Annotated in this window: 17 protein-coding genes, 1 tRNA gene and 1 pseudogene; 11 read left to right on the top strand and 8 right to left on the bottom strand. The window is 73.9% G+C overall.

Annotated elements, in window-relative coordinates; genetic code table 11:
* The first annotated feature begins 59 nt into the window (after nt 1-59).
* Together ACF07N_RS33140 and ACF07N_RS33135 are read left to right on the top strand one after the other, a co-directional pair.
* The gene (locus ACF07N_RS33140) at nt 60-2,072 is read left to right on the top strand and encodes an FAD/NAD(P)-binding protein (RefSeq protein ID WP_392120535.1); all 2,013 of its coding nucleotides are present in this window, start codon (nt 60-62) and stop codon (nt 2,070-2,072) included.
* A gap of 76 nt (nt 2,073-2,148) precedes the next feature.
* Nucleotides 2,149-2,601 carry a DoxX family protein gene (locus ACF07N_RS33135; RefSeq protein WP_392120153.1) on the top strand — a complete coding sequence of 151 codons (453 nt, stop codon included), beginning with the start codon at nt 2,149-2,151 and terminating at the stop codon, nt 2,599-2,601.
* Between the two features lie 99 nt (nt 2,602-2,700).
* On the opposite strand, the gene ACF07N_RS33130 is transcribed toward ACF07N_RS33135, so the two are convergent.
* Entirely contained in the window at nt 2,701-3,240 is a 540-nt protein-coding gene (locus ACF07N_RS33130) for a superoxide dismutase family protein (protein ID WP_392120150.1), read from the bottom strand.
* A gap of 279 nt (nt 3,241-3,519) precedes the next feature.
* On the opposite strand from ACF07N_RS33130, the gene ACF07N_RS33125 reads away from it, so the two are divergent.
* Together ACF07N_RS33125 and ACF07N_RS33120 are read left to right on the top strand one after the other, a co-directional pair.
* On the top strand, nt 3,520-4,116 hold the full coding sequence (locus ACF07N_RS33125) for a DedA family protein (protein ID WP_383323144.1): 597 nt from the start codon (nt 3,520-3,522) through the stop codon (nt 4,114-4,116).
* A 113-nt stretch (nt 4,117-4,229) separates the two neighbouring features.
* Nucleotides 4,230-5,540 (top strand): phosphatase PAP2 family protein, encoded by a 1,311-nt coding sequence (locus ACF07N_RS33120; RefSeq protein ID WP_392120533.1) that lies wholly within the window; start codon nt 4,230-4,232, stop codon nt 5,538-5,540.
* A gap of 19 nt (nt 5,541-5,559) precedes the next feature.
* On the opposite strand, the gene ACF07N_RS33115 is transcribed toward ACF07N_RS33120, so the two are convergent.
* Nucleotides 5,560-5,796: a DUF2277 domain-containing protein gene (locus ACF07N_RS33115; RefSeq protein ID WP_383323138.1), complete on the bottom strand. Its 237-nt coding sequence runs from the start codon at nt 5,794-5,796 to the stop codon at nt 5,560-5,562.
* A 100-nt stretch (nt 5,797-5,896) separates the two neighbouring features.
* Here ACF07N_RS33115 and ACF07N_RS33110 point away from each other — a divergent pair.
* Both ACF07N_RS33110 and ACF07N_RS33105 read left to right on the top strand, forming a co-directional pair.
* Nucleotides 5,897-6,816, top strand: a pseudogene (locus tag ACF07N_RS33110) (ketopantoate reductase family protein).
* A gap of 51 nt (nt 6,817-6,867) precedes the next feature.
* Entirely contained in the window at nt 6,868-7,224 is a 357-nt protein-coding gene (locus ACF07N_RS33105) for a hypothetical protein (protein ID WP_383323132.1), read from the top strand.
* Nucleotides 7,225-7,297: 73 nt separating this feature from the next.
* On the opposite strand, the gene ACF07N_RS33100 is transcribed toward ACF07N_RS33105, so the two are convergent.
* Nucleotides 7,298-7,369, bottom strand: a tRNA-Val gene (locus tag ACF07N_RS33100).
* Nucleotides 7,370-7,581: 212 nt separating this feature from the next.
* Here ACF07N_RS33100 and ACF07N_RS33095 point away from each other — a divergent pair.
* From ACF07N_RS33095 to ACF07N_RS33080, 4 genes are all read left to right on the top strand, one after another.
* The gene (locus ACF07N_RS33095) at nt 7,582-8,457 is read left to right on the top strand and encodes a DUF4097 family beta strand repeat-containing protein (protein ID WP_392120147.1); all 876 of its coding nucleotides are present in this window, start codon (nt 7,582-7,584) and stop codon (nt 8,455-8,457) included.
* 74 nt (nt 8,458-8,531) lie between these two features.
* The gene (locus tag ACF07N_RS33090) at nt 8,532-9,935 is read left to right on the top strand and encodes a hypothetical protein (RefSeq protein WP_392120145.1); all 1,404 of its coding nucleotides are present in this window, start codon (nt 8,532-8,534) and stop codon (nt 9,933-9,935) included.
* Nucleotides 9,936-9,957: 22 nt separating this feature from the next.
* Nucleotides 9,958-10,179, top strand: coding sequence for a zinc ribbon domain-containing protein (locus tag ACF07N_RS33085; protein ID WP_392120143.1), 222 nt, complete (start codon nt 9,958-9,960; stop codon nt 10,177-10,179).
* A 70-nt stretch (nt 10,180-10,249) separates the two neighbouring features.
* Complete coding sequence (locus ACF07N_RS33080) at nt 10,250-11,023, top strand: DedA family protein (protein ID WP_392120140.1); 774 nt, start codon at nt 10,250-10,252, stop codon at nt 11,021-11,023.
* Here the strand turns inward: ACF07N_RS33080 and ACF07N_RS33075 are convergent.
* The 3 genes from ACF07N_RS33075 to ACF07N_RS33065 are packed head-to-tail and all read right to left on the bottom strand — an operon-like array spanning nt 10,944 to nt 15,512.
* Nucleotides 10,944-11,753, bottom strand: coding sequence for an HAD family hydrolase (locus tag ACF07N_RS33075; RefSeq protein ID WP_392120137.1), 810 nt, complete (start codon nt 11,751-11,753; stop codon nt 10,944-10,946). The genes ACF07N_RS33080 and ACF07N_RS33075 overlap by 80 nt on opposite strands.
* The gene (locus ACF07N_RS33070; RefSeq protein WP_392120134.1) at nt 11,753-14,302 is read right to left on the bottom strand and encodes a phosphoribosyltransferase; all 2,550 of its coding nucleotides are present in this window, start codon (nt 14,300-14,302) and stop codon (nt 11,753-11,755) included. Before ACF07N_RS33070 ends, ACF07N_RS33075 begins: the two co-directional genes overlap by 1 nt.
* A 43-nt stretch (nt 14,303-14,345) precedes the next feature.
* On the bottom strand, nt 14,346-15,512 hold the full coding sequence (locus ACF07N_RS33065) for an HpcH/HpaI aldolase/citrate lyase family protein (protein WP_383323114.1): 1,167 nt from the start codon (nt 15,510-15,512) through the stop codon (nt 14,346-14,348).
* 230 nt (nt 15,513-15,742) lie between these two features.
* Between ACF07N_RS33065 and ACF07N_RS33060 the strand changes: the two genes are divergently transcribed.
* Entirely contained in the window at nt 15,743-16,645 is a 903-nt protein-coding gene (locus ACF07N_RS33060; protein ID WP_392120132.1) for a TerD family protein, read from the top strand.
* Nucleotides 16,646-16,753: 108 nt separating this feature from the next.
* Here ACF07N_RS33060 and ACF07N_RS33055 read toward each other — a convergent pair whose 3' ends face one another.
* Together ACF07N_RS33055 and ACF07N_RS33050 are read right to left on the bottom strand one after the other, a co-directional pair.
* Complete coding sequence (locus ACF07N_RS33055) at nt 16,754-17,488, bottom strand: Tellurium resistance (protein ID WP_383323108.1); 735 nt, start codon at nt 17,486-17,488, stop codon at nt 16,754-16,756.
* A gap of 129 nt (nt 17,489-17,617) precedes the next feature.
* A partial coding sequence (locus ACF07N_RS33050) for a DUF475 domain-containing protein (protein WP_392120531.1) occupies nt 17,618-17,775 on the bottom strand: 158 nt, incomplete at its 5' end.

Below are 17,775 nucleotides of genomic sequence, written 5' to 3'. Positions count from 1 at the left end.
TCACAGCACGCGCCCATCCTGCCCGCACGGCCTCACCCAGCGCTCCCGGCGACGGCATGATGAGGCGGACCGTCCGCTTCCCCTCCGGCGGACCTCCGACCTCCGCACCCCCACGCCCTGGAGCCCCACCCTTGTCTGCGTCGACCGAGGAACCCGCACCGGCAGAGGCATCCGTACCGACCGGGACGGCGGGGTCGTTCTCCGTCGCGCTCGTCGGGGCCGGCCCCCGCGGCACCAGCGTCCTGGAGCGCCTGTGCGCCTCCGTACCGGAACTCCTGCCGCCCGGTGCCCGGCTGACGGTCCATGTGATCGACCCGGCACCGCCCGGTCCCGGCCGGGTCTGGCGCACCGCCCAGTCGCCCGAGCTGCTGATGAACACCGTGGCCTGCCAGGTCACCCTGTTCACCGACGACAGCGTGGACTGCTCGGGCCCGATCCGCCCGGGCCCGAGCCTGTACGAGTGGGCGGACGGCGCGCTGGGTCCGGACGAGTATCCGGCCCGGGCCGACTACGGCCGCTACCTGGAGTGGGTGTTCGCCGAGGTCGTGCGGGCGGCACCGCCCGCCGTCCGCGTCGAGACGCACGACGCCCGCGCGCTGCGCCTCGACGACGCCCCCGACGGCCGGCAGAGCCTCGTCCTCGACGACGGCCGCACGCTCACCGGCCTGTCCGCCGTGGTCCTCGCCCAGGGGCATCTGCCGAGGACGGCCGGCCCGGACCTGGCACGCCTCGCCGCCCACGCCGCCCGTCACGGGCTGCGCCACGTCCCGCCCGCCAATCCGGCCGACGTCGACCTGTCCGGCATCGCCCCGGGCGAGCCCGTCCTGCTGCGCGGCCTCGGCCTCAACTTCTTCGACCACATGGCCCTGCTGACGACCGGCCGCGGCGGCCGTTTCGTACCCGGCGGCCGGGGCCTGCGCTACCTCCCCTCCGGGCGGGAGCCGCGCCTGTACGCCGGTTCGCGGCGCGGCGTGCCCTACCAGGCGCGCGGCGACAACGCGAAGGGCCCGTACGGGCGGCACGTCCCGCTCGTCCTCACGCCCGAGGTGATCGCGGGCTTCCGCAAGCGCGCGGACTCCGGGGAGGCGCCCGACTTCCTGGCGGAGATATGGCCGCTGGTGGCGAAGGAGGTGGAGACGGTCTACTACCGCGCCCTGCTGCGCGGCAGGGGGAACGCGGAGCGGGAGTTCGCCGGCCGCTTCCTCGCCGTACCGCCCGCGCACCCCGAAGAGGCGCTGCTGCTCGACGAGTTCGGCGTTCCGGAGGCAGACCGGTGGTCCTGGGAGCGGATCTCCCGGCCGTACGCCGGGCGGGACTTCGCCCATCCGGGCGCCTGGCGGGACTGGCTGCTGGCCTACTTGCGCGAGGACGCCGCGCAGGCGGCGCTGGGCAATGTGCGCGGCCCGCTGAAGGCGGCTCTCGACGTGCTGCGCGACCTGCGCAACGAACTCCGGCTGATCGTCGACCACGGCGGGATCGCCGGGGCCTCCCGCCGGGACCACCTCGACCGCTGGTACACGCCGCTCAACGCCTTCCTCTCCATCGGCCCGCCCCGGCGCCGCGTGGAGGAACTGATCGCCCTGATGGAGGCGGGGGTGGTGGAGGTGCTGGGGCCGCGGCTGCGGGTGGCGGAGGAGGACGGGGCCTGGACGGCGCACTCACCGGACGTGCCCCGTTCGGCCGTGTCCGTGACCACCCTCATAGAGGCCCGGCTGCCCGAGCCCGACCTGCGCCACACGGCCGACGCGCTGCTCGCGGGACTGCTGCGGACGGGACAGTGCCGTCCGCACACCGTCGGAGGTCACGAGACAGGGGGGTTGGATGTGACGCCTCGGCCTTACCATCTGATTGACCGTCAAGGTCGCGCACACGCAAGGCGGTTCGCTTTCGGGGTGCCGACCGAGGGTGTGCACTGGGTGACGGCGGCGGGCGCTCGCCCGGGGGTGGATTCGGTCACTCTTTCGGACGCGGACGCGGTGGCGCGAGCGGCTCTACGTGCGGTTGTGGCCGATGGCGAGGTGGGGCCACAGGTGAAGCAGTGGCCAAATGTTGAACTTGCAAGTACCTGTTAGGCGGACCTAACGTGGGTCGATCGGCTCTGTCCCCCGACCGGCCTTCCCCGAGCCGGCCGACCGAAGGAGACCCCACATGACCGCTCGCCTCAACGGCGTCCAGCCATACGCCCTGGCGCTGTTCCGGATCGTCATCGGCCTGCTGTTCGCCTGCCACGGCGCCGTCGCGCTCTTCGGCGTGCTCGGCGGCGCGGACGGCAACGGCGGCACGGCCGCCACCGGCGCCTGGCCGAACTGGTACGCCGCCGTCATCGAGCTCGTCGGCGGCACCCTGGTGCTGCTCGGGCTCGGCACCCGGATCGCGGCCTTCGTCTCCTCCGGCGCGATGGCCTACGCGTACTTCAAGGTCCACCAGCCGGAGGCGCTGTGGCCGATCCAGAACAACGGCGAGGGTGCGGCCATGTACTGCTGGGCCATGTTCCTGCTGATCTTCACCGGCTCGGGCGCCTTCGGCCTGGACCGGCTGCTGACGCGGCGCACCTCCGGACCCGGCCGGCCGGCGGCGGACCAGGCGCCGGTGGCCGTCTGACCCCCCTGCCGTTCCCGACGGCCGCGAACGGCGTCTTCCCGTGCGCTCGGAGGCGCCGTTCGCGCCCGGCCGGATCCGGGGCCCGTTCCGCTCGTCCCCTCACGGGCTCCCGGCCGCCCATCCGAAGGGCACCGTGAAGCAGGCCAGGCGCGCCCCCGCGCCGCCCGGCGCGTCGTGGAGCACCACCGAGGACGCCTCGGCCCGCCGGAAGCCCCAGGGGTGCCGGGCGCTCGCCGCGCCCCGGCCGTGCCGGTCCGCGGTGAAGTCCAGCCAGACCTCGTTGTGCGGACCGACGTGGTGCGGATCGGCCGACGGCCGGTGCTGGTAGTGCCCGCCGGCGGCCTCCGGGTCGGCGCCGCAGGGCTCGCGGTGCACATGGACGCCGTAGGCGTGTCCGGGCCGCATCCCGGTCACCCGCAGCCGGACGGTCGTGGCACCACCGGGCGCCGTGCGCTGGCCGACCTCGATCCAGGAGGCCACCGGCACGAGGGCGCGGTCGTACGTCAGCGCCGGCGACCGCTGCGCGGCGCCCGGCGGGGCGAACCGGGCGTCCGTCCGCATCACCCAGCCCTCGCCACCGCCCGGGCCGCTCGCGAACAGGGCGGCGGCGACGGCCCCCGCGCATATCCCAGCCAGCATCGTCTCCACCGTTCCTCACCTCGTCCGGGCCCTCGGAGCGGGCCCGGCCTCCTCCCGTTGCTACGGGACGCCCGCGCCCCCCGCTCCCCGGGGCGCGGCAGCCGGGTGACATGGGGACGAGCCGGGACGAGGTGAACACTCCGTACCGAACACACGAGCCCCCCGTGAACCACCCGTCACACCCCCGCGTACGCTGTATGGCTGTCATCGGCCACCCCTGCCGCTCCCCCCGCGTCATCGCGGCACGGTCTGGCCCACGGGGGATCACGGGGAGTCGCGGTGCTGGAGCAGGTGGGGTCGCTGGTCGGCGGCCCATGGATCTATGCGGTGGTCGCGCTGTCCGTGCTGCTGGACGTGTTCCTGCCGGTGCTGCCCAGCGGCGTCCTGGTGATCACGGCGGCCACGGCGGCGGCAGCGGGTTCGGCGACCGACGTGCCCGACATCCTCGTGCTGATCCTGTGCGCGGCCACCGCCTCCGTCCTCGGTGACCTGGTCGCCTACCGGCTCGCCTGGCGCGGCGGTGCAAGGCTGGAGCGGGCCATCTCGCGGTCCCGGCGGCTGACCACCGCGCAGGAACGTCTCGGCGCCGCCCTCGCGCGGGGCGGCGGCGCGCTCGTCGTCCTCGCCCGGTTCGCTCCCGCCGGCCGCTCGGTCGTCTCCCTCGGCGCGGGCGCCGCGCACCGCCGTGCCCGCGACTTCCTCCCCTGGTCCGCCCTCGCCGGCCTGACCTGGGCCTGCTACAGCGTCGCCCTCGGCTGGTTCGGCGCCCACTGGCTGGGCGCGAGCTGGCTGGCCGCGGGGGTGTCGGTCGGGGCGCTGTTCGCGGCCGGGGCCGGGGCGGCGTACCTGATGCGGCGCGAGCCGAGGCCGTCGTAGCCCGGGGCCGGGCCTCACCACGCCCCCTGAACGACCACTCCGACCAGGAAGCGGCTGAGACATTGACGACCACCGCGACGCGGAAAGACCCCGGGACCTCCCGGGCAGGACGGATCACCGCCACCGCACGACGGCATCCACGGACGCTGCTGTGGGCCGGCGCGGGCGTGCTCACCCTGGGATTCCTCGTCGCGCTCGAGATCGTGGCGCGTCACCTCGGCGTGCCCGGGCCGATCACCACGCAGGCGCGCGAGGTGGTCCAGGCCCCCAAGTCCGGCTTCCTGCTGTACGCCGGCATGGCGCTGACGCTGGTGGTGCTCACCTGGCGGCAGCGGCTGATCGCCCTGGGGGCGGCGCTCGGCATCGACCTCGTCTTCCTGGCGGTCCGGTGGGCGATCGGTGCCGACCTGACGGACGGCCACCCCTTCGGCAACGGCGCCCTGTGGGTCGTCCTGGGCGTCGGGGTCCTCGCCCTGACCCGCCGCACCGGCCCGGAACGCCTCCTGCTGCTGAAGGGCGTGGGGCTGGGCCTGCTGCTGGTGACCGGCCGCAAGACCGGTGACACCTGGCTGCTGATCACCTCGCAGACCCGCCCGGTCGTGCTCGACCCGTACATCGCGATGGCCGACCACGCCCTGGGCAACCCGTCGTGGCTGGCCGGCCGGCTGCTGGAGGCCAGTGGCCCGGTCGGCGAGCACGCCCTCGACTACGTCTACGCCCAGCTCGCGGTGGCCGCGGTCGTCGTCGCCCTGTACCAGTTGCGCGACGTGGCGGCCGAGCGGCGCTTCCCGCGCCACCACCTGGTGCGCACCTTCCTGGTGATCGGCCTGGTCGGACCGGCCGTCTACATGATCTACCCCGTGGTCGGGCCGGTCTTCGCCTACGGACCCGAGGGCGGGCGGTGGGCGGCGGCCGACCTGTGGCCGCACACGCTGCCGGCCGTGACCGCCCCGTACGCGCTGCCCTTCGACGAGATCACCCCGCGCAACTGCATGCCCAGCCTGCACACGGCGTGGGCCACCGCGATCTTCCTCCACTCCCGCAGGGGCCCGCGCGCGCTGCGCCTGGCCGGCACGTTCTGGCTGATCGCCACCCTCGCCGCGACGCTGGGCTTCGGCTGGCACTACGGCGTGGACCTCGTCGCCGGTGTGGTGTTCGCCTACACGATCGAGGCGGCGCTGCGCACCTTCGACCGCGGCGGGGACCGGGCGGGGCTCCTGCTCGTCGGCTACGGGACGGTCGTCTTCGCCGCGCTCCTGACGGCGTACCGCTTCGCACCGCTGGAGATGGCCCGGTACCCGTGGCTCGCCGGACCGCTCCTGCTGCTGGTCATGGCCTCGGTGGTCTACGGCTACCAGCGCCTGGCCAAGCTGTGGGAGGGCGCCACCGTCCCGGCCCCGCGCGCGGAACCGCAGCCGGCGTGAGGACGTCGCCCGCCGTGCTCTAACCCGCCTGCCGGGCCGCCCCCGAGGAGCCCCGGACCTCCAGCCCGTCGAGCAGCTCGGCCGTGGCCAGCGCGACGGCCTCCACGGCGCGGTCGAACACCTCCTGGTTGTGCGCCGCGGGGGCGCGGAAGCCCGACACCTTCCGCACGTACTGCAACGCGGCGGCGCGGATGTCCTCCTCCGTGGCCTCTTCGGGCAGCGCGGGCGGACGCAGGGTCTTGATACTCCGGCACATGCCCCCAGTCTCACCCCTTCGTCACTCCCGCGACAGCGATTCCTGCCATGATCATGCTCAGGCGGCCACCATCCGGGGCCGACCGACGAGAGGACCTCTCATGGCGCACTCCGCCACGAACGAACTGACGGTGGCCGTCCTGGGCCCGGGTGGCGTGGGCGGCCTGCTCGCCGCCCTGCTGTCCCGGGCGGGCCACCGCGTGATCTGCCTGTCCGGCGAGGAGACGGCGCGGACCCTGCGCACCGACGGCCTCCGCGTCCGCAGCGCCCGCTTCGGCGACTTCACGGCCCGCGTCGAGGCCGGCACCGGGCTGCGCGAGCCGGTCGACGCCTGCCTGGTGACCGTCAAGCACACCGCCCTCGACACGGCCCTGCGGCGCGTGCCCGCCGCCGCCGTGGGCGACGGGCTCGTCGTGCCGTTCCTGAACGGCGTCGAACACCCGGCGGCCCTGCGGGCCCGCTACCGCCCCGGCCGTGTCGCGCCCGCCGTCATCCGCGTCGAGTCGACCCGGGTCGCCCCGGGCGTCGTCGAACACACCAGTCCGTTCGCGGAGATCGACCTGGCCGGCACGGACGTCCCCCGCCCCCGCCTCGACGCCCTCGCGCAGGCGCTGAACGCCGCCGGCCCGGACACCCGGGTGCAGGACGACGAGACGGCGACCCTGTGGGCGAAGATGTCCTTCCTGGCCCCCTCGCCCTGCTCACCACCCGCCACGGCCTTCCCCTCGGGGACGTCCGCACGCACCACCGCGCCGAACTGACGGCCCTGGTGGAGGAGACGGCCGAGATCAGCCGCGCGTGCGGCGGCCCGTCGGACCCGGCCGGGGCCCTCGCCCGCTACGACGCGTTCCCGGCCGGGATGAAGTCGTCGATGCAGCGCGACGCGGAGGCGGGCCGGCCGCTCGAACTGGACGCGATCGGCGGGGCGTTGCTCCGCGCGGCCGAGCGCCACGGGATCCCGGCCCCGGTGACGGAGCGGGTGGTGGGCGAGCTGAGGCGGGGGGTACACCCGTTCGCATGAACCACAGGAAGGAACTCGCACCCGTAAATCGAACAGGCGTATCATTGGGCCGTGGCTACGACCTATGACTTTCCGAGTGACCTCCTCGCCGGTCAGGAGGAACTCCATCAGGTCCGGGCCGAGCTGTCGGCCCTTCTGAAGCGACTTCCCTGGTCGGTGGAGCCGCTGGACGGCTTCAGCGACGACAACGGCTGGCGCAAGGTGGAACGCCCCGCCTCCCCCGGCTGGACCGCCGACGAACAGGCCGAGGTGGAGAAACTCCGGCGCCGGGAGCACGAACTCGCGGTGTTCGTCAGCACGCACCGCTACTGGTCCGAACTCACCGGCCCCGACCGGGTGACGGCCCGCTCCCAGCTGAAACACGCCCACGAGACTCCGCCGGACGAAGGGGGCGAGGCGTCGCCGTAGCCCCGCCCGCCGCCACGGACGCGGAAGAGGCCCCCAGGGATCTCCCTGGGGGCCTCTCGCCGTTCGGTGACCGTGGGCGCGGACGGTTTCGAACCGCCGACATCCTGCTTGTAAGGCAGGCGCTCTACCCCTGAGCTACGCACCCGGCTCCCGGGACACGTGCCCAGGACGAGTGGACAGCCTACATGGCCCGGGGCACGGTCCCGCAAACCCGTATCGCGGGTCACCGCCGGGGCACCGCCGGGGGGTTATCCCCACCCCTGATCCGGGAGCCGCCCGGATCCCCCGGCGGGCGGCGGTTCCCTACGGTCGTAGAGCGCCCGAGAGCGCCCGTCGTCCGTCCAGGGGGAGACCATCATGGCCCGCGCCACCCGCACCACCCGCGCCACGACCAGCGGCACCACCAGCGCCCGCACCCGCCCCGCCCTCGCCCGCACGGCCGCCGTCGCCGGTGCCGTCGCCGTGCTCGTCGCCGGGCTCGGCGCCTGCGCCTCCGCCGGGGAGGACGACGACCCCGAGCGCCGGACCTTCGGCCTCCAGGGCCGCACCCTCACCGTCGACTCCGACGACTCCGCCCTGGAGATCGTCGCCGCCGACGGCAACCCCACGGGCAGGATCGAGGTCACGCGCTGGTTCGAGGGCTCGGTCGTCCTCGGCGAGGATCCCGACGTCACCTGGACCATGCGGGACGACCGGCTGGTCCTGCGGCTGAAGTGCTCCGGCTTCGTCGCCGACTGCTCGGCCAGGCACCGCGTCGAGGTGCCCCGCGGCATCACCGTGAACGTCCGGGACGGCGACGGCAGCGTCCATGCCCAGGGCTTCCGCGACCCGCTGAACATCCGCACGGGCGACGGCTCCGTCCGCGTCACCGACACCACCGGCCCCCTCCAGCTGCGCACCGGCGACGGATCGATCCGTGTCTCCGACGCCACCGGGCCGCTGCGCATGCGCACGGGCGACGGTTCCATCCGGGCCGACGTCTCCTCCCGCGACGTGCGCACCCACAGCGGCGACGGCTCCGTCCGCCTCGAACTCGGCGCCGTACCCGACCGCGTGGACTCCCGCACCGAGGACGGCTCCGTGACCATCGCCCTGCCCCGCGCCACCTACCGCGTGACCACCGAGACCGGCGACGGCGGCGTCGACGTGTCCGTGCCGCGCGACGACAGCAGCGCCCACGTGGTGTCCGCCCGCACCGGCGACGGCAAAGTGACGGTCCGCACGGCGAACTGATCGGCCCGTGTGTTCGTCCCTTACCGGTGGGAGAATGACACCGGGCAGGGTGGACCACAGCACGGGAGAGGGATGTGACGGCGACACCAGCGCAGCCGTACTCGCCGTCGGTGCCGCGCGCACGCCGCCCGCGTCACCGCCCCGTCCGCGGACCCGGCCCGCTCGGCGACACGCTGGCCCTGGTCGCCCTGCCGCTGCTGGCCGCGCTGGTCCTGCCCGCCGCCTTCGCGGGCGGCGGGACCCGCCGCTGGTTCGGCAACCGGGCCGAGAACCAGCGGGCCGAGGCGCAGGCCGCGAAGGACGCCGCCGCCGCGGCCTTCTACGAACTCGACACCGCGCAGCGCGACCTGCGCATCTCCATCGAGACGATCACCGCGGTCGACGACTCCCCCGCCGCCCGGCGCGCCGTCAGCGACTTCGACGCCCTGGGCCGGCGCATCGACGAGGCCAGCCACCGGTACATCGAGGCCGTCGACGCACACGACCTGGACCGCGACGACCTGGAGGCCTCGGCCGCCGCCCGCGCCCGCGGCGAACTGACCGCCGCCAGGGAGGAACTCGACCGGGTCAAGCAGGAGCTGGACCGGTTCACCGACGGCCTCGGCCCCCTGCTCGGCAAGGCGGAGACCCAGCTGGCCCGCCTCGCCCCCGCGGTCGAACGCGCCCGCCAGGCTCTGCTCGCCGCCTCCAACGCCCTCGACGCCGTCCGGGCCACGGAACTGAAGGCGGACGACCTCGCCGCCCGGCTCGCCGCCCTCTCGCCCGAGCTCACCAAGCTCAACCAGGGCGCGGGCCGGCACGGCGTACCGCAGACCCTGGAGCGGGCCGAGCGCGTGACCCGCGCGGCGGAGGCCGTGCGCGTCGAGGCCGAGCGGCTGCCGGAGCGCGCCGCCGAGATCGACCGCCGGCTCATCTCCCTGCGCACCCGCGCCCAGGCCCTCACCACCCGCTCCGAGCAGGTCGATCCGATCCTCAGCGAACTGCGCCGCCGCTTCACGGCCGCCTGCTGGCAGGACCTGCAGCACGTCCCCGACACGGCCGCCGAGAACGTCCGCCGGGCCGAGACGAGGCTCGCCGAGGCCCGCGCCGCCCGCGACGAGCAGCGCTGGGCCGACGCCACCGCCCTGCTGTCGACCGTGCGCGCCCTGCTGAACACCACCGACGAGGCGGTCTCCGCCGCCGGTGACCGCCTGCACCGGCTGAACGCCGTGCAGAAGGACCCCCAGCAGGAGATCGACCGCACCCGCTTCGCCATCCGCGACGCCCAGCGCCTGGCGATGGCCGGCCGCAACACCCCGGACCCACGCCACGCCCGCCCCCTGGACGACGCCGTGGCCCGCCTGGAGCGCGCCGTCACCACGCTGGAGGGCCGCCACCCGGACTACTGGCACTTCCTCAACGAGACGGAGGGGGTACGCCGGGCCGTGGCGCACGTCGTGGCCCTGATCCGGGAGGAACGGGGGGCGGCGGGCCACTGACCGCGCCGGTTAACCTGTGCCCATGCCTCGCTACGAGTACCGCTGCCGTACCTGCGGCGACACGTTCGAACTCAGCCGCCCCATGGCCGAGTCCTCCGCTCCCGCGGCCTGCCCCTCGGGGCACGACGACACGGTGAAGCTCCTGTCCACCGTCGCGGTGGGCGGCTCGGCGGCCGCTCCCGCCCCGGCGCCCCGCGCGGGCGGCGGCGGAGGCGGCTGCTGCGGTGGCGGCTGCTGCGGCTGACGCCCTCTCCCCCGGGCCCCGGGTCCGGTTCCTCAGGATCCCTTCAGGTCCGGTTTCCTAGCGTGGGGGCATGACAGCCATCGCCGCGGACGCCGGACCGCAGTGGGTCAACGACCTCATGGACGCGCTGGGCGCGCCGGGTGCCGGTCTCGCCATCGCCCTGGAGAACCTGTTCCCGCCGCTGCCCAGCGAGGTGATCCTGCCCATGGCCGGATTCGCCGCGAGCAGCGGCCGCATGAGCCTGCTCGCCGTCCTGCTGTGGACGACGGCCGGCTCGGTGATCGGCGCGCTCGCCCTGTACGGGGTCGGGGCGCTGCTCGGCCGGGACCGGACGGTGGCGATCGCGGGCCGGCTGCCGCTGGTGAAGGTCTCGGACATCGAGAAGACCGAGGCGTGGTTCCTGAAGCACGGCACCAAGGCCGTGTTCTTCGGCCGGATGATCCCGATCTTCCGCAGCCTGATCTCCGTGCCGGCGGGCGTGGAGCGCATGCGCCTGCCGGTGTTCCTGGGCCTGACCACCCTGGGCAGCGCGATCTGGAACACGGTGTTCGTGCTCGCGGGCTACTTCCTCGGCGCGAACTGGCACACCGTGTCGGACCTCGTCTCCACCTACTCCAAGGTGGTCCTGGCCCTGGCGGCCCTGGCGGTCGTGGCGTTCATCGCGATGCGGCTGCTGCGACGGCGCCCCGAAGAGGGCCGGGAAACCGCGCGACAAGCCTCCGCGCGGCCGCACCCGCACGACGACGACCAGGACACCCGGGTTCTCAGGCGCCCCGTACCGCCCCCAGGAACTCCCGCAGAATCCGCTCCCCGGCGAGCACGCCACGCTCGGGAAGCACCCTGATCGAGGGGGCCGTGAAGCCCGTGTCGGCCAGCTCCCCGTGGCCGGGCCGCCAGCCCTGGTCCGCCGCGAGGAGCAGGTAGGTGTCGAGCAGGGAGTCCCCCGCGGCGAGCGTGAGACCGGCGCCGGTCCGCCGCGCGACCTCCCGCATCGCCGCGCTCTTGGTCAGCGGCTTGGGCACCGCGTAGATCTTGCGGCCCTGGAGCGACACGGTCCAGCCGCGGTTCTCCGCCCACACCCCGAGTTCCTTCACCCAGTCCTCGTCGAGCAGTTCGCGCTCGACGACGAGGTAGGCGAAGAGGTCGTCGGCGACGCGGTGCTTGCGCACCCACACCGGGTCGGCGGCCCTGAGCAGGTGTTCCTGCACCTCCGCCAGGGGCGCGCACTGGTCGGCCAGCCGTGCGGTCACCCGCGCGTGCCAGTCGGGGTCGGAGACGCCGTCGACGAGGAGGTGGCCGCCGTTGGCGCAGATCGCGTACCTGGGCGGGGGTCCCGGCAGGTTGATGCGCTGGTACTGCTTGCGCGTCCGGGTCGTCGTCGGCACGAACACGGCCGCGTCGCCCAGTTCGCTCAGCAGGCCCGCCGCCGTCTCGGTCATGTACGACAGCGGCCTGCTCTCGTGCACCTCCACGCACAGCAGCCGGGGCGCCCGCGCGTCCGGCATGGTCAGCGCCAGGGCCGCGGCGGAGTAGATCAGGGTGCGGTCGAGGTCGCTCGCGACGAGCACGGGCATCAGAGCGTCACCGCCTTGCCGTCGGCGCCGGTCGCGCCCCGGGTGTACTTGGGGTGGATCAGGCCGACGCAGGTGTAGGGCAGGCCGGCCACCTCCTCGACGGGCACGCCGCGTTGCTGTGCCAGGAGACGGACGTGGTCGAGGTCGCTGCCCGCACCGGCGCGCGCCAGGACCTTCCAGGGCACGCGGCGCAGCATCACGCGGGTGGTCTCGCCGACGCCGGGCTTGACGAGGTTGACGTCGTGAATGCCGTACTCCTCGCTGATGCGCTCGACGGCGGACCAGCCCTCCCAGGTGGGCGAGCGGTCGGCGGCGAGCAGCTCCTTGGCCTGGGCACAGGCGGCGTCCGCGACCTCGGGGAAGCGGGCCGCGACGGCGTCCAGGAACGCCACCGAGACGTCCGTGGCGGCCAGTTCGCGGTAGAACTTCGCGCCGTGGAAGTCGTGCGGGCCGACCAGGTCGGCGCGCAGCACGGTCCGCGAGATCAGGCCCGAGACGGTGGAGTTGAGGCAGGCGGAGGGGATGAGGAAGTCCTCGCGGGTGCCGTAGGTGCGCACGCAGGAGCCGGGGTCGGCCAGCACGGCGATCTCCGGGTCGAAGCCGGTGATGCCGTCGGATTTCTCGAACTCCGCCAGGGCCTGGGCGAGTTCGCGGGTGATGGCGCCCTTGCCGGTCCAGCCGTCGACGAAGACGACGTCCCGGGGGTCGTGGTGGGCGGCGAGCCAGCGCAGGGCGTTGGCGTCGATGCCGCGGCCGCGGACGATCGACACGGCGTAGTGCGGCAGGTCGAGGCCGTGCCGGTGCTGGGCCCAGCGGCGCATGAGGATGCCGACGGGGGTGCCCGCGCGGGCCAGGGAGACCAGGACGGGACGCGGGGACCGCTCGGCGAGGACCGTCTCGGTGACCACGCCGACCGCCCGGGCGATCCGGGCCGCCGAGGTCCGCAGCGCGGCGTGGAACAGCTCCTGGTACTGCTCGCTCGGCTGGTACTCCACGGGCAGCGACTCCGCGTAGTGCGCGCCGCCGCTCTGGATGGCCTCCTCCCGCTCCTCGGTCGGCGCCTCCAGGGTCACGTCCGAGAGGTCCTGCAGCAGCCAGCCGACCTCCTCGGGCGCGTACGACGAGAAGGCGGGGCCGCGGAGGGGCTCGGGCAGCATCGAGGGCCTTTCGGAGGCGTGCGGGGTCTCGGAGGGGTACGCGGGGGCGTACGACGGTACGACGGCGAGCAGGACCCGCTGGGTGTGCGCGGCGAGCCCGGCCAGCAGGCCGTCGGGGGCGTGCAGCGCGGGCGTGTCCGCCGTGGAGTCGACGATGGCGACGACGGCGTCGAACCCGGCGCCGGCGACGTTGTAGGCGTAGCGCTCGCCGGGGCCGTCGGCCGGGTCGTCATGGGCGGGGAAGGCCAGGCGGGTGCGTATCGCGTAGCCGGGGTCGTCCACGGCGAGGACGGGGGAGCGGGTCGTGGTCGAGTAGCGCACCTCGGCGTCCGTGGTCCGCTCCAGGGCCTCGGCGAGCCGCAGCGGGGCGTACATCAGCTCCTCGAAGCCGAGGACGAGCACGCGCCGGGCGCCGGCGGGCAGCGCCTCGGCGATCGAGGCCGCCATGCCGGGCAGGGCGGCCTCCAGGCGCTCCCGGTGGGCGGGGGTGAAGCCGTGCCGGCCGCCGTCCGGCAGGTCCTGCGGCCAGTGCAGGTCGACGCGGGTGGCGTGGGGGGCGGCGTCCTCGTCGTCCGAGTGCGGGGCGGTGGGGGCTGGTCGCGACCACGGCGGCGCCGCACCCGCCGACGAACTCCCCGCCGCACGCTCGGACGCGTACCGCGCCACCAGCTCCTGCCCCTTCTCCAGCACCCCCTCCGGCAGCCGCACAGTCCCCGAGGCCGCCGCCACGAGATCCACCCGCGCACCGATCTCCCGCGCGAACTCCTCCAGCCGGCCCGCGTCGGCAGCGGACCGCATGTCCACCAGCGCCACCACGACATACCTCCGCCGCGGATACCGCGCGTGAAGATCGCGCACGGTGTTCAGCACCGTGTTCCCGGTGGAGAACTCGTCGTCGACCAGGACCAGCGGCCCGTCACCGGCGAGCAGTTCCGGGTCCTCCGGCAGGAGCAGGTGCGAGGTGGCGTGCGAGTGGGACTCCTCGAAGCCGCCCGCGGGGGCGAGCCCGGCGACCGGGCGGCGGGTGGAGTGCAGGTAGGGGGCGAGGCCGAGCCCGTCGGCGACGCAGTGGCCGAGACCGGTCGCGGTCTCCGCGTAGCCCAGCACGACCGCCTCGCGGGCCTCGTCGTCGCCCAGCAGCTCACGCACCCGGCGGCCCAGGGCCACCCCGTGGCCGCGGACGACGGACGGCGCCTGCGGCACGTGCTTGCCCAGCACGTTGGACACCAGCAGGTGGGCCCGCTTGGGGTTGCGGCGCAGGGCCAGCCCCAGCAGGTCGGTCAGCCGGTCGTCACCGGCGAGCTCGACACCGAGCCGCTCGGCGACCCAGCTGCCGGACCAGACGCCCTCGCGCACCTCGTGGTGCGGCCCCTCGTTCACTGCCTTCTCCATGGATTCCTTGCGTCGCGTCGGCCGATGTACCGGACCCGGGGACTCAGCTCGGCAGACCCGCCGCGAGCAGTTCCACGAAGCCGATGTCCTCGTTGGCCACGCCGAAAACCTCGGCGCGCAGGAGCGTCCGCTCGGCCCAGGCCCGGTGCGGCTTCACCTCGTTCATCTTGTTCGTGTACGCCGACCTCAGCACGCCCCCGCCGCCGCGCTCGGGCCGCAGGATGTCCTGGGCGTCCGAGAACTCCTCGTGGCTGACGACCGACAGCGCGTGCACCGGCAGCACGTGGGAGGGGTGGATGCAGGTCTTGCCCAGCAGGCCGTTGGCCTGGTCCAGGGAGATCTCCCGCAGCAGCCCGTCCATGGCGTGCTCGATCAGCTTGGCGCGCAGCTCCGCAGCCTGCACCTCCAGGAAGGGGCTCTGCCGCAGCAGCGGCTTGAACATGCGCTCCTGGACCCGGAAGTACTCCCACACCGGCCCGGTCACGGTGAAGCCGGTGCCGTCGGCGCGGCCCAGCATGTTCACCACGTCGGCGATCACGGAGGCGACGATCTGCACGTCGTAGGCGGTCATGTCGGGGCCTCTGCGCAGCCCGTAGGAGGAGCAGAAGTCCGTCACGCCGAGGCGCAGGGCGAGGACGCGGTCGCGGTACTTGTCGACGGCGCGGAAGATGCCCTCCAGGGTCTCCATGCGCGACTCGCGGTAGAGCAGCTCGGGCGACTCCAGGACCGGCATGGCGAAAAGACGACGGCCGCTTTCGGCCTCGGCGGTCGCCAGGGCCTCCAGGAAGGGGATGCCGCGTTCCTCCGTGAACTTGGGCAGGACGAACCCGGACAGCAGGCGGACGGCGGGGCCCAGCCGCCGCACGAGGTCGGGTATCTGCCCCGGGGCGCGGACGCGGATGAACAGCAGCGGCAGGTCCGGGCCGGGGAGCTGGTCGAGGGCCGTGAACTGGCGGACGAGGTTCTCCTCGCCGGGGCCCACGTCCGCGTCGTCGATCGAGTCCTCCAGGCAGAGCACCATCGACACCACCCCGCGTCCGCCCTGCTTGAGCACGTCGTCGGCGAGGCGTGGCCGGGTGGCCGGGCTGTAGAGCGTGGCGCCCAGGGCGGCGGAGAGCAGCCGGGCCGGGGAGTCCGCGGTGAACGCGCACGGCTCCCGGTGGAAGAGACGCTTCCGCACCTCAGGGGCGATGTGCCCGAAATGACGCATGGAACTCCCCCGTGGTGGTGGTGCGGCCTGCGAATCGACGAAAGCTGGCCGGTAATAGTACGTAGAAGTCCATGTCCCAGGTTCCCGTCAGGCATGAATTTCAGGTAACGCGGGCAATCACAGCCAGTACCCGGCCATGACGACGGTAGTCCCCGGCGGCCGTCCGTGCCGCTCGTGGCACCCGGCACCCCGCGTTGTCGTGAGCAGGACCGAGAAGGCAGGATGACCGCATGACGCACGCGATGCTGAAAGGGTCGAACGTCCCGCTGGAAGCCACCACGGTACGCGCCGTGCTGCGCTGGACACCCGGGCAGGGGGTTCCGGACGTCGACGCCTCCGCGCTGCTCCTCGGCCCCGAGGGCCGCGTGCGCTCCGACGAGGACTTCGTCTTCTACAACCAGCCCCGCCACCCTTCCGGGAAGGTGTGGCGGCTCGGCAAGAAGCGGGACGCCGAGGGCCTGACCGACACCATCCAGACGGAGCTCACCGGGGTCGAGCCGGAGGTGGGCCGGATCCTGCTGGTCGCCTCGGCGGACGGCGTGACGTTCGACCGCGTACGGGAGCTGCGCATCCTGCTGTACGACGCGGCGGACGCCGGCGCGGAGGCGCTGGCGTGCTTCGACGTCAAGCCGGAGACGGGTGAGGAGACCGCGCTGATCTGCGGCGAGCTGTACCGGCGCGGGGAGGGCTGGAAGTTCCGGGCGCTGGGTGAGGGCTACTCGAACGGGCTGAAGGGTCTCGCGACCGACTTCGGCATCTCGGTGGACGAGTCGGAGGCCGCGGAGGAGCCGACCACGACCGTGCCCGCGCCTCCCACCACGGCCGGTTCCGCCCAGCAGCAGCCCCCGGCCGCCTCGTCGGCCTCGGCCGAGGTGTCCCGGCCGCTGCCGCCGGAGCAGCCGACGGCGGCGGTGCCCGCGCAGTCCGGGTACGGCTACCCGCCCCAGCAGCCCCCGGCGACCCAGCCGGCGTACGGCTACCCGCAGCCCACGGGCCGGCCCGCCTACGGCTACCCGCAGGCACCGGCCGCCGCGGGCGCGCCGTCCGGCTACGGCTACCCGCAGCCGGTCACCGCGGCCCCCGACCCCGACTTCCGGCTGCCCCCGCAGGGCCCGCAGTTCCTCGGCCGCTGAGGCCGCCGGGGCCGGGCCCGCCGCGAGCACCGGGCCCATGGAGCCCACCGGGCCCATGGAGCCCACCGGGCCCGCAGAGCCCACCGGGCCCGTGGAGCTCCCGCGGGTTCAGCGGCCGACCTTCGTCTTGTAGCCCCGTCCCCACTGCAGCCCCCACCCGTACAGCCGGTCCAGTTCCGCCTGGAAGCCGTAGACGAACTTGGCCTCGCGGCGCACCACGATCTCGTCCTTGACCTTCTCGATCATGACGACGGCGCAGGAGCGGGCCTGCGGCTGGCGTTCGTCGAGATGGATCTCGATGCGGGGGCCGTTGCTCGGGTAGAGCGTCACGATGGCCTGGGCGCGGTCGAAGGCGGGTGTCTGGTCGTAGATGTAGACGAAGACCAGGAGCCGCTTGATGCTGTCGCGGTGGTCGAGGTTGATGTACATCGTCTCGCCGGACCCCGAACCGAAGCGGTCGTCGCCGCTGAGCTTGACGTACGGCGGGGCGTTGACGTCGCCGAAGTAGCCGCCGAGCGGCTGGACGACGCCCTTGGTGCCGTCCTGGAGCTCGTAGAGGCAGCCCAGGTCGAGGTCGACGTTGACCATGCTCTGGCTGTGGCCGATGACCTCCGGTGGCTTCAGGGCCCGGAAGGGGTGCCGCAGCAGGCTCTCGCGCTGGGAACCGCCGATGTCGGAGGTGCGCATCCGCCAGCTGAGGTTGACCCGCAGATGGCCGGTGGCCGCGTCCTGCTTGGTCAGGGATATCTGCGCGCGCCGCTTGGTCAGCTCGATCGCGTTGGTCGACGCGTCGCCCGAGTCGAACTGCACGGTGCCGCGCCGGAGTCCGTCGAACAGGCCCATTCCGCCCCCACGTTCACTTGGAGACCGCGGGTCGTCGCCGTACCCGCGGCCTTGACGACCGGCGGGGCGGCCGCCGAGGCATCGCCTCGGTGGCCGCCCCGTCGAGAGCGTTCCTCACCCGGAGGGTCGTCACACCCCGGACGAGACCTCAGTCTTGTCGTCCGAGCCGGCCTTTCCCTCGGCCGCCGCGAGGGCGCGGTTGCGGCGCACGGAGGACCAGAAGGAGGCGCCGATCAGGACGACGCCGATCAGGCCGGTGATGATCTCGTTGATCTCGTACTGGATGG

Source organism: Streptomyces sp. NPDC015242 (assembly GCF_043079125.1).
In the GTDB taxonomy this organism is placed as follows: Bacteria; Actinomycetota; Actinomycetes; order Streptomycetales; family Streptomycetaceae; genus Streptomyces.
Note: the sequence above shows the minus strand (reverse complement) of the source record. Positions and strands in the feature narration are given on the sequence as shown.

What these genes read in the sequence shown, in the direction of transcription:
- ACF07N_RS33140 (WP_392120535.1), top strand. Translation starts at nt 60, where the DNA reads ATGAGGCGGACCGTCCGCTTCCCCTCCGGCGGACCTCCGACCTCCGCA.
- ACF07N_RS33135 (WP_392120153.1), top strand. Translation starts at nt 2,149, where the DNA reads ATGACCGCTCGCCTCAACGGCGTCCAGCCATACGCCCTGGCGCTGTTC.
- ACF07N_RS33130 (WP_392120150.1), bottom strand. Translation starts at nt 3,240, where the DNA reads ATGCTGGCTGGGATATGCGCGGGGGCCGTCGCCGCCGCCCTGTTCGCG.
- ACF07N_RS33115 (WP_383323138.1), bottom strand. Translation starts at nt 5,796, where the DNA reads ATGTGCCGGAGTATCAAGACCCTGCGTCCGCCCGCGCTGCCCGAAGAG.
- ACF07N_RS33095 (WP_392120147.1), top strand. Translation starts at nt 7,582, where the DNA reads ATGGCCCGCGCCACCCGCACCACCCGCGCCACGACCAGCGGCACCACC.
- ACF07N_RS33085 (WP_392120143.1), top strand. Translation starts at nt 9,958, where the DNA reads ATGCCTCGCTACGAGTACCGCTGCCGTACCTGCGGCGACACGTTCGAA.
- ACF07N_RS33080 (WP_392120140.1), top strand. Translation starts at nt 10,250, where the DNA reads ATGACAGCCATCGCCGCGGACGCCGGACCGCAGTGGGTCAACGACCTC.
- ACF07N_RS33075 (WP_392120137.1), bottom strand. Translation starts at nt 11,753, where the DNA reads ATGCCCGTGCTCGTCGCGAGCGACCTCGACCGCACCCTGATCTACTCC.
- ACF07N_RS33070 (WP_392120134.1), bottom strand. Translation starts at nt 14,302, where the DNA reads ATGGAGAAGGCAGTGAACGAGGGGCCGCACCACGAGGTGCGCGAGGGC.
- ACF07N_RS33065 (WP_383323114.1), bottom strand. Translation starts at nt 15,512, where the DNA reads ATGCGTCATTTCGGGCACATCGCCCCTGAGGTGCGGAAGCGTCTCTTC.
- ACF07N_RS33060 (WP_392120132.1), top strand. Translation starts at nt 15,743, where the DNA reads ATGACGCACGCGATGCTGAAAGGGTCGAACGTCCCGCTGGAAGCCACC.
- ACF07N_RS33055 (WP_383323108.1), bottom strand. Translation starts at nt 17,488, where the DNA reads ATGGGCCTGTTCGACGGACTCCGGCGCGGCACCGTGCAGTTCGACTCG.